This window comes from Massilia sp. UYP11 (assembly GCF_050434805.1).
Classification (GTDB): Bacteria; Pseudomonadota; Gammaproteobacteria; order Burkholderiales; family Burkholderiaceae_D; genus Telluria.
In genome coordinates, this window is the sequence record NZ_JBNDJE010000002.1 from 601,270 (window position 1) to 614,504 (window position 13,235).

Sequence of the window (13,235 nt, forward strand, 5' to 3'; positions counted from 1 at the left end):
GCCGGCGGCGCTGCCGAGTTGTGGAAGCTTACTGAATCAGATAGGTAATGACCTTCCAGCCGTCCGCCTCGCGGGTCGTGACCACGGTCTCGGTCACGCCCGGACGGTTGGCGTACACGGCGCCGTACTGGATCACGACGTAGTCGGCTTCCGGCGCGCCGGGAAGCGTGCGGGTATGGCGCGCGTTGGCCAGGGTGCGCGATGCGAGTTCGCCCAGCGGCGCGCGGGCCGCCGCCAGCATGCCGCTCCACTGCTCGGCGGTGACGGCGGCGCGAAACACCGCGCCGGCGCTGCTCCAGGTCTCGGCTGCCTTGCTCGCGTCGGCGAGCGCGAGCCAGTGCCCGGCGGCGGCCACCCCCGCCTTGCTGTGTTCGGTTTCCTGCGCATGCACGGCGGCGACGGGCAGCGCGAACATCATGGCGAGGGCGATCGGTGCGAGCTGTTTCATGGCGGACTCCGTGTGGAAAGGATCGAACGCCGACAGCATAGCGCGTCCCGGCGCCGCACAATCTCACACAATTGCGCACGCCAGGGCTCAGTCACCCCTCAGTCGCTCCTCAGTCCCCCGCATCGTACTTGTTGAACACCTGGCGCAGGTAGGCGATGAAGGTCTCGTCGGTGCTCTGCGACTTGCCCTTGGTGTCGGACAGCTTGGCCACCGGCTGGCCGTTGCAGCGCACCAGCTTCATGACGATGTTCAGCGGCTTGTGGGGCGTGTCATTGGTCAGCTTGGTGCCAATGCCGAAGCCGGTCATCACGCGGTCGGCGAAGTGACGGTACAGCTCCAGCGCCTTGGGCACGGTGAGCGAGTCGGAAAACACCAGGCGCTTGGTGCGCGCATCGATGCGCAGCTTGGCGTAGTGCGCCAGCGCCTTCTCGCCCCACACGAACGGGTCGCCCGAATCCTGGCGCAGGCCGTCGAACAGCTTGGCGAAATACAGGTCGAAGTCCGCCAGGAAGGCGTCCATGCCCACCACGTCGGTCAGGGCCGTGCCCAGGTCGCCGCGGTATTCCTGCACCCAGTTCTCGAGCGCCGCCTTCTGGAAGTCGCGCAGGCGGGTGCCGAAGGACTGGTGGGCCTGCAGGTATTCATGGGCCATGGTGCCGATCGGCGTCAGCCTGAGCTTATACGCGAGATACACGTTCGAGGTGCCCTTGAAGTACTGCGGCAGCTCGCCCGCCATGGTCGTCACCACTTCGTCGTGCCACTCGCCGGAATAGCGGCGGCGCACGCCGAAGTCGAAGAACTCGAAGGGATTGGCGCGCGGCGCCTCGTCGCCGAAGGCGCGCAGTTCGTCGATCTTCAACTGCAGGCGGCGCCGCGCCTCGAGCAACGCTTCCTGCTGGTCGAAGCGGCGGAAGTACAGCTCGTTGACGATGTAGAGCACGAAGATCTCGAAGCCCATCACGTGCACCAGCGGGCCGCTGGCGCGGATCACCAGGCGCGGGCCCTCGGTGTCGACCCGGATGAACTTGCGCTGGAAGCGGAACAGGGTGAGGAAGTCGGCGAAGTCGCTCTTGATGAAGCGCAGGCCGCGCAGGTAGGCAACCTCGCCTTCGGTGAACATCATGCCGCACAGGTAGTCAAGCTCGCGCTCGACGTCGTCCTTGAGTTCGGCCAGCGGGTAGGCCGGCTCGTTACGGCAGCGGAATTCGTATTCGCCGGTGGCGCCGGGGTGGCTGTGAAGCAAGGCCTGCCACATCGTGAACTTGTAAAGATCGGTCTCCAGCAGGCTGCGGACTACGGGTTTCATCAAGGCTCCAGGCATGTGCGCAACGGGCGCGACAAGCGGTATTGTCGCCTACTTCCCGGCGCGGCGCTTTGAAGATCGCTTTGGCGCCAGCATGGTGCCGGTGCAACCGGGGGTGCCGCAGCGGCAGGCGAACAGCTTCTTGAGCTTGGGCGTGTGGCGCTCGTCGTAGATCAGCGCATAATTGTAGTTCAGCTCTGCGCCGGCCTCGATGTCCTGCATGGCGTGGATATAGACCTTGCCGTCGTCCTCGAAGGCTTCGCAGTTGGGCGTGCAGGCGTGGTTGATCCAGCGCGCGTCGTTGCCGTCGCGGCCGCCGTCGATCACGCGGCCGTCGGCCAGGCTGAAATAGAAGGTATGGTTGATCGGCCCACCCGCCTTCTCGGCGCGCCGGGTCGCCTCGTCCCATTCGATGCGCTGGCCCTTGTACTCGATGATGCGTTCGCCGGCGGCGATCGGGCGCAGTGCAAAGACGCCGTTGCCGTGGACGCTCGACTGGCGTACCTCGACCATCGGGTCGGTGTCGGCGGGTTTGCCGCCGCCCTTGGTGGAGCTCTTCTTGTTGGTCATCTGGGTGCCGAATGGACGATTGAATGAATGCATCCATTATGGCGTCAATCGGCGCGCACTGGCCGCACGCTTCATCGGGAAAGTCCGGCCGCGGCGCGCAAGGCGGCGACGTCGATCCTCTTCATCGGCAGCAGCGCCGTCATGACGGCGTCGGCGTGCGGACCGGCCATCAACGACATGATGTCGGTCGGCGTCACCTGCCACGACAGCCCGTACCGGTCCTTCAGCCAGCCGCACTGGCGCGCCGCCTCATCCCCGCCCTCGCCCAGGCGCTCCCAGTAATAATCGATCTGCTCCTGGTTGTCGCACATCACCATGAAGGAGACGGCTTCGGTGAAGCGAAACAGCGGCCCGCCGTTCATGGCGATGCAGGGCTGGCCGTCGATTTCGAACTGCACCGCCATCACGCTGCCGGGCGTCATGCGGTGCACGTCCCGGCCGGCCGCGCCGTAGTGCGACACGTGCGTGATGCGCGAGTCGGGGAAGATCGAGATGTAGTGCTTGGCCGCTTCTTCGGCCTGGGTATCGAACCACAGGCAGGGCTGGATCGGCGCGTGCAGTTGCATGGTCGTTCTCCTGTCAGGACGGCTAAGCCGGAAAATCCTCCGCGCAGTACTCGGCCGTGTCCCCGGCGCCGGCGCTGCGCCCCGCTTCCTCGCGGCGCAGTTCGACGCGCCGGATCTTGCCCGAGATGGTCTTGGGCAGCTCGCGGAAGGCGATGCGCCGGATCCGCTTGTACGGCGCCAGCCGCTCGCGCGTGAAGGCGAACAGCGCCGCGGCCATCTCGCGGCTCGGCTCCACCCCGGCGCGCAGCGTCACGAAGGCCTTCGGCACGGCCAGGCGCAGCGGGTCGGGACTGGGCACGATGGCGGCCTCCAGCACGCTCTCGTGCTCGATCAGCACGCTCTCGAGCTCGAATGGGCTGATACGGTAGTCGGATGACTTGAACACGTCGTCGTTGCGGCCGACATAGAAATAATACCCGTCGCCGTCCACGCTCGCCGTGTCGCCCGTGTGGTAGTAGCCGGCCCGCATCACTTCCCGCGTCTTTTCCTCGTTGCCTTCGTAGCCGACCATGAGACCGATCGGATTCGACGCAAGTTCCACCGAGATTTCGCCCTCCGCCGCCGGCCGGTCGTCGAGATCGAGCAGCGCGACGCGGTAGCCCGGCAACGGACGGCCCATCGAGCCCGGCTTGATCGGCTGGCCCGGCGAGTTCCCGATCTGGCAGCTCGACTCGGACTGGCCGAAGCCGTCGCGGATGCGTATGCCCCAGGCGCGCTCGACCTGCTCGATCACTTCGGGATTGAGCGGTTCGCCGGCGCCGACCAGTTCGCGCAACGCGGGCTTCCAGGCGGCCAGGTCTTCCTTGATCAGCATGCGCCAGGCGGTCGGCGGCGCGCACAGCGAGGTCACGCCGCACCGCACCAGCGTGTCGAGCACGGCGCGGCTGCTGAAGCGTTCGAAATTGAACACGAACACGGTGGCGCCCGCGTTCCACGGCGCGAAGAAGCAGCTCCAGGCATGCTTGGCCCAGCCGGGCGCGCTGATGTTCCAGTGGACGTCGCCCGGCTGCAGGCCGATCCAGTACATGGTCGACAGGTGGCCGACCGGATAACTCTGGTGGGTGTGCAGCACCAGCTTCGGTTTCGCGGTGGTGCCGGAGGTGAAGTACAGCAGCAGCGTATCGGTGGCGCGGGTCTCGCCCTCGGGGACGAAGACGCTGGCCACGTCGTGGCTGTCCTCGTAATCGTGCCAGCCGGTCGGCGCGCCATGCGCGCACCCGACCGCGATCCGGGTGTAGCTGCCGGGGATTGCCGCGAATTTGTGGGCTTCGCCGGCCTCGGCAACCACGTGTTTCACTTGTCCGCGCTCCAGGCGGTCGGCCAGGTCGTCGCCCGCCAGCGCGATCGTGGTCGGCACCAGCACCGCGCCCAGCTTGATCCCGGCCAGCATGATTTCCCACAGCTCGACCCGGTTCGGCAGCATCAGGAGCACCCGTTCGCCGCGCCGCACGCCGAGATTGCGCAGGTATTCGGCCACCTGGCTCGAGCGCGCGGCCATGTCGGCGAAGGAGATCTTGCGTTCGCTGCCGTCTTCCTCGACCACCCACAGGGCGGGAGCGTGATTATTTCGGGCCTGGTGGTCGAAGAAGTCGAGCGCCCAGTTGAAGCGGTCGAGCGCGGGTTGCTCGAAATCGCGGTAGGCGGTGTCGTAGTCGAGCCGGTGCCGCTGGAGGAAGTCGCGCGCCTGCACGAAGCGCTGGGTTGGCGTCATGGGTGTCTCCTGGTCGCTATGCCATGTGGATGGCGGGGTGCATCGGTTGATGCCCCCGCCTTGCGACCATTCTGCCACCGATTCGGCCGGCGGTGACGCCTGACGGTTGGGTAATATCTAGTTGCGCCGCAGCGGCGTCACCTGCATCTCGTCGCCGGGCGTCATCATGTCGATCACGCGGCAGTCGCCGCACATGCGCAGGCGATCGAGGTTGGCCGCGAACGCCGGGTGGGCCCCCAGGCGCCCAAGCATGTTCTCGACCATCTGCAATGTGCCGAAAGGCTTGCTGCAGCGGATGCAGTGGAAGGGCTGCGATGCGTTCAGCACCACCGCCTGCAAGCGCTCCGGCGCGAACGAGATGCGCGGCGTCAGCGCGATCGCGTCCTCGGGGCAGGTATTGGCGCACAGGCCGCACTGGACGCAGTTCTTTTCGATGAAGCGCAGCTGCGGCGCGCCCTGCCCGTCCTGCAGCGCATTGGCCGGGCAGACGCCGGCACAGGACATGCACAGGGTGCAGGCCTGGCGGTCGATGGCCAGCGCGCCGAACGGCGCTTTCATGGGCAGCTCGATGTGCAGCGGCTGCACCGGCGCGTGGTGGTGCAGGTGGTCGAGCGCGTAGTCCAGGGTGGTGCGCTTCTCGACCGACAGGTGGAACACCGCCGGCGCCGATGGGGCCTCGCCGCGCGGCGCATGACGCAGCGCGAGCGCCAGTTCCTCGGCTGCGGAAAGTGCCGAGTTCCGCAGCTGGAGCAGCTGGAAGTGCGGCCCGGCATAGCCCAGGCCATCGAGCACGGCCTGGGCGATGCCCATCTGCTCGCCCAGCGCCTGCACGTATTGGGGCGCTTCAGTGCCCGTCGTCAGCACGGCGACGCCGGCCGCGCCATAGGCCAGCGCCGCCAGCCAGACGTCGATGCCGGTCGAGGCGACGTGGTGCAGCGAGAACGGCAGGATGCGCCCCGGCAGGCGCTCGGCCAGCAGCGCGATCGCGTCCCGTCCCTGCGCATCGTGCAGCAGCAGCACCGGCTGCGCGCCGCCCGCCGCGCGGAACGCGCGCAGGGCGGCCTGGATGCGCTTGCCCGTCAGCGGCACCGGCGGATAGACATAGCTCATGGCCCCGGTCGGGCATACGGCGCCGCAGGCGCCGCAGCCGGCGCACAGATACGGGTTGACCTTCACCCGGTCGCCGTCGCTCACGATCGCCTGCGCCGAGCAGATGTCGACGCAGGCGCTGCAGGCGTGGATGCCGTTGCGGCCATGGGCGCAGATGCGCTCCTTGTAGCTGAAGTATTTCGGCTTCTCGAAGTCGCCGACCATGCCCTGCAGGGCCTCGACCGCGGCCAGGCGCGCCGCCTCGTCGCGCCCGGGTGCGTAATAACCGTGCGGGCGCTGGTGGCTGGCGATCAGGCGCGCCGGGCACAGGTCGAGCACCAGGTCGAACCGGCCCTTTCCGCTCTCCCTGACCGGCTCGCCGGCCGCGCGCCAGCGCGCTTCGAAGGCGCCCAGCCAGCCGGCCACGGCCACGTTCTCCACCTTGTGCACCGGATACGGGCGCGGCTGCCCGCCTGGCTCGTCCAGCAGCAGCGCGGTGACCGGCAAGGTGCCGGCCAGCCGGTCGGCCAGGGCCAGCGCGTCAAGCGCGCTGCCCACCACCAGCGTGCGTCCGTGCGAACGGTAGTCGACCGTGACGGCCGCCTCGACGTCGGGAACATCCCGGGCCGCCTGCAGCGCGGCCTGGCGGGCGGCCCGGTCGCGGCCGTCCTGGACGGGGTCGAAAGCTGCGGCGTCGTCGAATCGGCTAGTCATGGGGTCCCTTGTGTCGGCGTGCCCGGCGCGCCTTCGGCCGCCGGGCCAAGCTCGTCCTTGTGCTCGTCCTCGTGCTCGTGCTTGTCCTCATTTGCGTGCTCGTGCTCATCCTCGTGCTCGCCCAGCAGCCGGTTCAGCACCCCCGGTGCGTGCCTGAGCGAAGCCAGCATGGCGTCGGTGAGCGGCGCGGACTGGGTGTAGTCGGCGATGTAGATGTCCAGGCCGTCCATCACCGCAAAGCCCGGATCGGCGAACAGTTTTTTGAGCGCCATGCGCTGCACCGTCTTGTCGACGCCCTTGGCGACGAAGACCGAGTAATCGGATTGCGGCGTGAGCCGGGCCACGTCGTCCAGGGTGGGAAGCGCCCGTTCGTCCTCCAGCGCGGCAAGGGGCGGCGCGGCGCTGCCGGCCGGCTCCGCAACGCTGGCCGGCGCCGGCTCGGGCGCCGGCGCGGGCGCCGCCTTCAGGCGCGCCCAGCGGCGCAGGAATCCTTCCTCGGCCATGACGTCCGCGCTCATCCGTGCTGCCTGCCCTTGCGCGGGCGCGGCGTGAAATGCTCGCGCAGGTAGCCCGCGACCCAGCTGTAGATCTCGGCCGGCATGGTCACGCCGTCGGCCGCTTCGCCCGAATCGAACATGCGCGTGCCCTCGACATAGCTCACCGAGGCGCGCGCCGGCATCGCGCGGCCGTCTTCCATGCGCCACAGCACGAACACCTTCGATTCCGGCGCCATCACGTTCTCGTAATAGCCTTCGTTCTCGTCGGTGTACAGTTCGAGTTCGAGGCCGCGCACCAGGTAGTCGTCGCGTTCCGCGCTCTGGCTCAGCACCGACAGGCGCGGCAGCTCGCCGCGGTCCGGCACGATGCCCACCGCAGCCCAGCTGTCCATGTCGCCCCAGCGGTGCCGCACCGCGCGCCGCTGCATGATGATGGCGACCGGCATGCTTCCCATTTTCATCGCGGCCCCTTCACTGCTTCGTGGCGTCGTCGGGGACGCCATGCTTGTTGACGGTCGGCGCGGCGCCGGCCGGCAGGGACCGGGTCGGCCCCTGCTTGACGTCCTCGCTTGGCCGCGCCGTGCCCAGCTTCTCGCTCTTGACCGGCACTTCGGCCGCGTGCAGCGCACGCGCCCCGCGCGGCGCGGCGGCCGTGGCCGGCGCGGCGCCCGAGGTGCCGGGGGCGCCGCCGGCAGGGGCCGGCGCCGGCACGCCGGCGCCGGCCGGGGTGGGATCGGAGGCGGCGACACCCAGCGGCCCGGTCACGGGCGGCGGCGGCCTGATCGTCCAGCCCTCCTGCGCGGCGCGCTGGCGCCACTGGGCGCTGATCCGGTCCATCGACGCGTGCAATGCGTCCTTGTCCCTGGCCGCCTTGGCGTCGGCCTCGGCCTTCTTCGCCGCCGCGGCCTGGGCCTGGGCCGGCGAAGGCGGCGGCAGGGCCGCCCAGGATGCGCCGGCCAGGCTCAAGCCGAACGCCAGCGCCGGCAAGGCGCGCAATCGCCTGGTCATCATCGTGTCCCTCCTGACTGCCCCTGGGGCGCGGCATTGCTGGCCGCTGGCGCTTCGGTGCTTCCCGGCGCCGGCGCGCTGGGACGATGCTCGCCCGACGGCAGATTGCTGCCTTCCCGCCCGGCGCTAGAGGGCTGGGTGACGCCGCTCGACGGCCCCTGGCCGGTTTCCCGGGTCGCGCCGCCGGTCTCGGCGCCGCTGGTATTGCCGCCCGAGCCGCCGGCGGTGCCCGGCGTGCCGCCGGCATAGGTGGCGTCGGTTTCCGGCCGCGCCGTACGCGCCATGATCTGGCCGCTGGTCATGCCGCCGGCCGAGACCTGGCCGGGGTAGTTGGTCTGGATCACGCCGTTGGCGGCAGGCGCCTGGTCGCGGTCGCAGGCGGCCAGCACGATGGCCGCCAGGGCCATGCCGCCGATCGTCGATGCAGTGCGTCGTTTCATCACCATTCCTCAGTGCGCCGGACCGGGTCGCGGTTGGCCGCCCTGGCCAGGCACCATGTTGCCGTCCTTGTCCATGCCGGGCGGGACGCCGGTCTTCATCTGTTCGTACCACAACCGGTGGTGGGCCTTGGCCCAGTTCTCGTCCACCGTGCCGTAGCGCATCGCCTCATAGGCGCCCGGCGTGCCCCAGGTGCCGATGTACGCGTGGCCCATCGCGGCCGCCATGTACAGCGCCGCGGCGCCCACATGCAGGACGTTGGCCACCTGCATCACGTAGCGGGTCTGGCCGACGGCGAAGTCGAGCACCAGGCCAGTGACCGACATGATCAGGCCCAGCAGCGCCACGCCGCCCCAGAACCAGGTTTTTTCGCCGGCATTGAAGAAGCCCGCCGGGACGTGCTTGTGGCTGACGATGCCCCCGCCCTGCTTGACCCATTGCCAGTCGGCGCGGTTGTAGAAGTTGCGCTTCAGGAAGGTGAGGAACATCAGGATCGAGCACAGGATGAACAGCGGCCCGACGAAGTTGTGCAGGTATTTCGAGATGATCGCCACCCACGAGAACAGGTCGTGCCCCATCCATGGCAGCAGGATCTTCTTGCCATACATGATGATGATGCCGGTGACGCCGAGGGCGATGAAGCTGAAGGCGGTGGCCCAGTGCACCTGGCGTTCCCAGCGATTGAAGCGCTGCAGCTTGCGCCCGGCCTCGGCCACCTGGCTGGCCGGGCCGATCGTGCGGTAGAACACGAAGATCGCCAGCGGCGCCGCCAGCAGGAGGAAGCCGGCGATGCTCGCCAGCGGCCCGTTGCGCAAGTGGCGCCAGGTGTTGCCGCCGCGCTGGACGATGACGTTGCCCTCCGTGCTGCCGTACTGGCCCAGGTAATGGCGGTCCATGTGCACGCGGCCCGATTCGGACTGCAGCAGGCCCGGATCCGGCACCGCCGAATCGGCCTCGATCTGCAGCATGGTCTGCTCTTCGGCATACGCCGGCGTGGCGCGCTCGTTCTTGACGCCGGCCCAGCTGGACGACAAGGCCAGCGCCGCCGCCAGGAACAGCATGGCGCGCAGCGCCAGGAGTGGCGCGGCGCGGGACGCCTTGGTGTTCGCTCGCATGTCGCCTCCTCAGGGGTTGGCCCGGTTGTATTCGTTCTGCTTGCCGTTGCGGTTCTCGATCGTGGCCCACCAGGCCAGCCGGTCGTTGTGGAAGCGGCGCTGGTAGTGGCGATCGTCCTTCTTGCCGGCGTACTCGCCGTGCAGCCACAGCGGGTGCTGGTCCACTTCGAGGCAGCCGGCCAGCAGCACGGCCGGCAGCACGGTCAGCAGGATCGGGACCAGGCGCACCGGGCACGATGTTGAGGGCTTCATGTCGGGAACCTCCGCGGATTGTTCTGCGCATCGCGCAGGTCCTGGTTGACGCGCGGCAAGTTGCCCTCGGCCTTGTACGCGCCGCCGCGTTTCGGCCTGCCGTAGGCGATCTTCCAGCCCCACAGCTGCGGGCCATAGCCGCGCGTCTCGACCCGCTGGCGATAGATGTCGGCGATGATGTCGGCGTCGCCGCCCAGCAGCGCCTTGGTGCCGCACTGCTCGGCGCAGGCCGGCAGCTTGCCTTCGGCGATGCGGTTGCGGCCATATTTCTTGAACTCGGCTTCCGAGGTGTCCGGTTCCGGGCCGCCGGCGCAGAACGTGCATTTGTCCATCTTGCCGCGGTGGTTGAACAGGCCCGACTCGGGAAATTGCGGCGCGCCGAACGGGCAGGCGTAATAGCAGTATCCGCAGCCGATGCACTGGTCCTTGCTGTGCAGGACGATGCCGTCCTCGGTGTGGTAGATGCAGTTGGTGGGGCACACGGCCAGGCACGGTGCGTCGGTGCAATGCATGCAGGCGACCGACACCGAGCGCTCGCCCGGGATGCCGTCGTTGATGGTCACCACGCGGCGCCGGTTGATGCCCCAGGCCAGTTCGTGCTCGTTCTTGCAGGCGGTCACGCAGCCGTTGCAGTCGATGCAGCGCTCGGTGTCGCAGATGAATTTCATTCTTGCTGGCATGTCGGTCTCCTCAGCTCAGGCGCGCACCACGCGGCACAGCGATACCTTGGTTTCCTGCATCATGGTCACGGCGTCATAGCCATAGGTCCAGCCAGTGTTGATGGCCTCGCCGCGCACGATCGGCGCCCCATGTTCGGGATAATGCTGCTCCAGGTCTTCGCCCATCCACCAGCCGCCGAAGTGGAACGGCGCCCATACCAGGCCCACCGGCACGCGCTCGGTGACCATCGCCATCATCTTCATGCGCGCCCCGGTCGGCGTCTCGAGCCACACGTACTCGCCCAGCCTGGCGCCGATCTGGACCGCGTCGCGCGGGTTGATCTCGACGAACATGTGTTGCTGCAGCTCGGCCAGCCAGGGATTGGAACGGGTTTCCTCGCCGCCGCCCTCGTACTCGACCAGGCGGCCCGACGTCATGATCAGCGGGAAGTCTTTCGAAAAGTCGACCGCCTGCACCGATTGATACAGCGTCGGCAGGCGCCAGTGGTTGGCCTTGTCGTCGTAGGTCGGGTACTGCGCCACCAGGTCGCGCCGCGGCGTGGCCAGCGGTTCGCGGTGCACGGGCACCGGATCGGGGAAGTTCCAGACGTTGCAGCGCGCCCGCGCATTGCCGAATGGCGCGCAGCCGTGGGCGATGGCGACCCGGATGATGCCGCCCGACAGGTCGGTCTTCCAGTTCTTGCCATCGGCCATGGCCTGCTCGGCCGGGGTCAGCTCGGCCCACCAGCCCAGTTTTTTCAGGAACACGTGGTCGAACTCCGGGTAGCCGAAGTCCAGCTCGCTGTGCTTGTTGGCCGAGCCGTCGGCCGCCAGCAGGCTCGAGCCGTTATGCTCGACGCCCCAGTTGGCGCGAAACGGCAGGCCGCCCTCGGCCACGCTCTTGCTCAGGTCGTACAAGATCGGCGTGCCGGGGTGCTTCATTTCCGGCGTGCCCCAGCATGGCCAGGGCAGGCCGTAGTAGTCGCCCTTGCACGGGCCGGAATCGGCGCGCAGCGTCGTCGGGTTGAACGTGTGCTTGTTTTCCATGTGCAGCTTGAGCCGCTCGGGCGAGCAGCCCGTGTAGCCGATGGTCCAGCACGAGCGGTTGATCTCGCGCAGGATGTCCTCGATCACCGGCTCGTTGTGCACTACCTTGATGTTCTTGCACAGTTCCTCGGCGAAGCCCAGCTTGCGCGCGAACAGGTACATGATCTCCTGGTCGGTCTTGCATTCGAACAGCGGCTGGATCACGCGCTCGCGCCACTGGATCGAACGGTTCGAGGCGGTGCACGAGCCCTGGGTCTCGAACTGCGACGCCGCCGGCAGCAGGTAGACGCCGTCCGTGCGGCCGTGCATCGCCGCCGTCATGCTCGGATAGGGGTCGATCACGACCATCATGTCGAGCTTCTGCATGGCCGCCTTCATGTCCGGCAGGCGGGTCTGGCTGTTCGGCGCGTGGCCCCAGTACAGCACGGCGCGCAGATTGCTCGGCTGGTCGATGAACTGGTTCTGCTCGTTGACCGCGTCGAACCAGCGCGACACCGTGATTCCGGGCTTTTCCATCAGCTCACGGGAACCGTAGCGCGACTTGATCCATTCGTAGTCGACGCCCCAGACCGCGGCGAAGTGCTTCCAGGCGCCTTCGGCCAGGCCGTAGTAGCCGGGCAGCGAATCGGCATTGGGGCCGACGTCGGTCGCGCCCTGGACGTTGTCGTGGCCGCGGTAGATGTTGGCGCCGCCGCCCGGGATGCCAATATTGCCCAGCACCAGTTGCAGGATCGACAGCGCGCGCACATTGGCGGTGCCGACATGGTGCTGGGTAATGCCCATGCACCAGACCACCGACGAAGGACGGTTGGTGGCCAGCATCTCGGCCGCCATGCGCACGGCCGATTCCGGCACGCCGGTCACGTCCGACACCTTCGCCGGCGGCCACTTCATGACCTCGGCGCGCACGTCCTCCATGCCCCAGGTGCGCTCTTCGATGAACTTCTTGTCTTCCCAGCCGTTATTGAAGATATGCCACAGCATGCCCCACACCAGCGGAATATCGGTGCCGGGCCGCACGCGCACGTAGTGGTCGGCGAACCGCGCGGTGCGGGTAAAGCGCGGATCGATGACGATCATCTTGGCGCCCAGCTCCTTGGCGTGCAGGAAGTGCAGCATCGAGATCGGGTGCGCCTCGGCCGGGTTGGATCCGATGAACAGCACCGCCTTGCTGTAGTGCAGATCGTTGAACGAGTTGGTCATCGCCCCGTAGCCGAAGGTCTGGGCCACGCCCGCGACCGTGGTCGAGTGGCAGATGCGCGCCTGGTGGTCGCAGTTGTTGGTGCCGAAGAACGACACCCATTTGCGCAGCAGGTAGGCCTGCTCGTTGTTGTGCTTGGAGCTGCCGATCACCATCAGCGCATCCGGCCCCGCGTCCTTGCGCAGCTGCAGCAGCTTGTCGCCGATCTCGTCGATCGCCTGGTCCCAGGAGATGCGCTGGTACTTGCCGTTCACCAGCTTCATCGGATAGCGCAGGCGGTGTTCGCCGAAGGCGTGCTCGCGCACCGAGGCGCCCTTGGCGCAGTGGGCGCCCATATTGATGGGCGAATCGAAGGCGGCCTCCTGCCGCACCCAGACGCCGTTGGCGACCACCGCGTCCACCGAGCAGCCGACCGAGCAGTGGCTGCATACGGTGCGCTTGACCTCGGTGGGCACCGGGGTATTCGGCACCGGATCGGCCTGGGCCGCTTCGATCACGTTCAGCGGCAGGTGGCGCGCCAGGGCGCCGGCGCCGGCGGCGACGCCGGCCCCGACCAGGAAGTGGCGCCGCTTCAGGGCGCTGTCGCGCGTAGACTTGACCAGTGACATGGGATACCT

At 68.1% G+C, this 13,235-nt stretch carries 14 protein-coding genes; all 14 read right to left on the reverse strand.

Annotated features, from left to right (window positions below):
• Positions 1 to 28 precede the first annotated feature (28 nt).
• Complete coding sequence (locus ABIB38_RS06130; protein WP_429202842.1) at positions 29 to 487, reverse strand: DUF4019 domain-containing protein; 459 nt, start codon at positions 485 to 487, stop codon at positions 29 to 31.
• A 70-nt stretch (positions 488 to 557) separates the two neighbouring features.
• Positions 558 to 1,754, reverse strand: coding sequence for a nicotinate phosphoribosyltransferase (gene pncB / locus ABIB38_RS06135; protein WP_429202659.1), 1,197 nt, complete (start codon positions 1,752 to 1,754; stop codon positions 558 to 560).
• 48 nt (positions 1,755 to 1,802) lie between these two features.
• Positions 1,803 to 2,354 (reverse strand): SET domain-containing protein, encoded by a 552-nt coding sequence (locus ABIB38_RS06140; protein ID WP_429202661.1) that lies wholly within the window; start codon positions 2,352 to 2,354, stop codon positions 1,803 to 1,805.
• 38 nt (positions 2,355 to 2,392) lie between these two features.
• Entirely contained in the window at positions 2,393 to 2,887 is a 495-nt protein-coding gene (locus tag ABIB38_RS06145) for a VOC family protein (RefSeq protein ID WP_429202663.1), read from the reverse strand.
• 22 nt (positions 2,888 to 2,909) lie between these two features.
• On the reverse strand, positions 2,910 to 4,598 hold the full coding sequence (locus ABIB38_RS06150; RefSeq protein WP_429202664.1) for an AMP-binding protein: 1,689 nt from the start codon (positions 4,596 to 4,598) through the stop codon (positions 2,910 to 2,912).
• A gap of 117 nt (positions 4,599 to 4,715) precedes the next feature.
• The gene (locus ABIB38_RS06155; RefSeq protein WP_429202666.1) at positions 4,716 to 6,401 is read right to left on the reverse strand and encodes a 4Fe-4S binding protein; all 1,686 of its coding nucleotides are present in this window, start codon (positions 6,399 to 6,401) and stop codon (positions 4,716 to 4,718) included.
• Positions 6,398 to 6,919, reverse strand: a complete 522-nt coding sequence (locus ABIB38_RS06160; protein ID WP_429202667.1) for a DUF3306 domain-containing protein — start codon at positions 6,917 to 6,919, stop codon at positions 6,398 to 6,400. The genes ABIB38_RS06155 and ABIB38_RS06160 overlap by 4 nt, the downstream gene beginning before the upstream one ends.
• Positions 6,916 to 7,359 (reverse strand): DUF3305 domain-containing protein, encoded by a 444-nt coding sequence (locus tag ABIB38_RS06165; protein ID WP_429202669.1) that lies wholly within the window; start codon positions 7,357 to 7,359, stop codon positions 6,916 to 6,918. The genes ABIB38_RS06160 and ABIB38_RS06165 overlap by 4 nt, the downstream gene beginning before the upstream one ends.
• Positions 7,360 to 7,369: 10 nt before the next feature.
• On the reverse strand, positions 7,370 to 7,909 hold the full coding sequence (locus ABIB38_RS06170) for a hypothetical protein (protein WP_429202670.1): 540 nt from the start codon (positions 7,907 to 7,909) through the stop codon (positions 7,370 to 7,372).
• Complete coding sequence (locus tag ABIB38_RS06175; RefSeq protein WP_429202672.1) at positions 7,906 to 8,346, reverse strand: hypothetical protein; 441 nt, start codon at positions 8,344 to 8,346, stop codon at positions 7,906 to 7,908. Before ABIB38_RS06175 ends, ABIB38_RS06170 begins: the two co-directional genes overlap by 4 nt.
• Before the next feature lie 9 nt (positions 8,347 to 8,355).
• Entirely contained in the window at positions 8,356 to 9,459 is a 1,104-nt protein-coding gene (locus tag ABIB38_RS06180) for a formate dehydrogenase subunit gamma (protein ID WP_429202674.1), read from the reverse strand.
• Positions 9,460 to 9,468: 9 nt separating this feature from the next.
• Positions 9,469 to 9,711 carry a hypothetical protein gene (locus ABIB38_RS06185; RefSeq protein WP_429202675.1) on the reverse strand — a complete coding sequence of 81 codons (243 nt, stop codon included), beginning with the start codon at positions 9,709 to 9,711 and terminating at the stop codon, positions 9,469 to 9,471.
• A complete protein-coding gene (fdh3B, locus tag ABIB38_RS06190; RefSeq protein ID WP_429202677.1) occupies positions 9,708 to 10,391 on the reverse strand; it encodes a formate dehydrogenase FDH3 subunit beta in 684 nt (227 codons plus the stop codon). The genes ABIB38_RS06185 and fdh3B overlap by 4 nt, the downstream gene beginning before the upstream one ends.
• A gap of 15 nt (positions 10,392 to 10,406) precedes the next feature.
• A complete protein-coding gene (locus tag ABIB38_RS06195) occupies positions 10,407 to 13,226 on the reverse strand; it encodes a formate dehydrogenase subunit alpha (RefSeq protein WP_429202679.1) in 2,820 nt (939 codons plus the stop codon).
• Positions 13,227 to 13,235: the final 9 nt, after the last annotated feature.

Excerpts from the sequence above, each read along its gene's own strand:
- ABIB38_RS06130 (WP_429202842.1), bottom strand. The coding sequence starts at position 487 with ATGCTGTCGGCGTTCGATCCTTTCCACACGGAGTCCGCCATGAAACAG.
- pncB (WP_429202659.1), bottom strand. The coding sequence starts at position 1,754 with ATGAAACCCGTAGTCCGCAGCCTGCTGGAGACCGATCTTTACAAGTTC.
- ABIB38_RS06140 (WP_429202661.1), bottom strand. The coding sequence starts at position 2,354 with ATGCATTCATTCAATCGTCCATTCGGCACCCAGATGACCAACAAGAAG.
- ABIB38_RS06145 (WP_429202663.1), bottom strand. The coding sequence starts at position 2,887 with ATGCAACTGCACGCGCCGATCCAGCCCTGCCTGTGGTTCGATACCCAG.
- ABIB38_RS06150 (WP_429202664.1), bottom strand. The coding sequence starts at position 4,598 with ATGACGCCAACCCAGCGCTTCGTGCAGGCGCGCGACTTCCTCCAGCGG.
- ABIB38_RS06155 (WP_429202666.1), bottom strand. The coding sequence starts at position 6,401 with ATGACTAGCCGATTCGACGACGCCGCAGCTTTCGACCCCGTCCAGGAC.
- ABIB38_RS06160 (WP_429202667.1), bottom strand. The coding sequence starts at position 6,919 with ATGAGCGCGGACGTCATGGCCGAGGAAGGATTCCTGCGCCGCTGGGCG.
- ABIB38_RS06165 (WP_429202669.1), bottom strand. The coding sequence starts at position 7,359 with ATGAAAATGGGAAGCATGCCGGTCGCCATCATCATGCAGCGGCGCGCG.
- ABIB38_RS06170 (WP_429202670.1), bottom strand. The coding sequence starts at position 7,909 with ATGATGACCAGGCGATTGCGCGCCTTGCCGGCGCTGGCGTTCGGCTTG.
- ABIB38_RS06175 (WP_429202672.1), bottom strand. The coding sequence starts at position 8,346 with ATGAAACGACGCACTGCATCGACGATCGGCGGCATGGCCCTGGCGGCC.
- ABIB38_RS06180 (WP_429202674.1), bottom strand. The coding sequence starts at position 9,459 with ATGCGAGCGAACACCAAGGCGTCCCGCGCCGCGCCACTCCTGGCGCTG.
- ABIB38_RS06185 (WP_429202675.1), bottom strand. The coding sequence starts at position 9,711 with ATGAAGCCCTCAACATCGTGCCCGGTGCGCCTGGTCCCGATCCTGCTG.
- fdh3B (WP_429202677.1), bottom strand. The coding sequence starts at position 10,391 with ATGCCAGCAAGAATGAAATTCATCTGCGACACCGAGCGCTGCATCGAC.
- ABIB38_RS06195 (WP_429202679.1), bottom strand. The coding sequence starts at position 13,226 with ATGTCACTGGTCAAGTCTACGCGCGACAGCGCCCTGAAGCGGCGCCAC.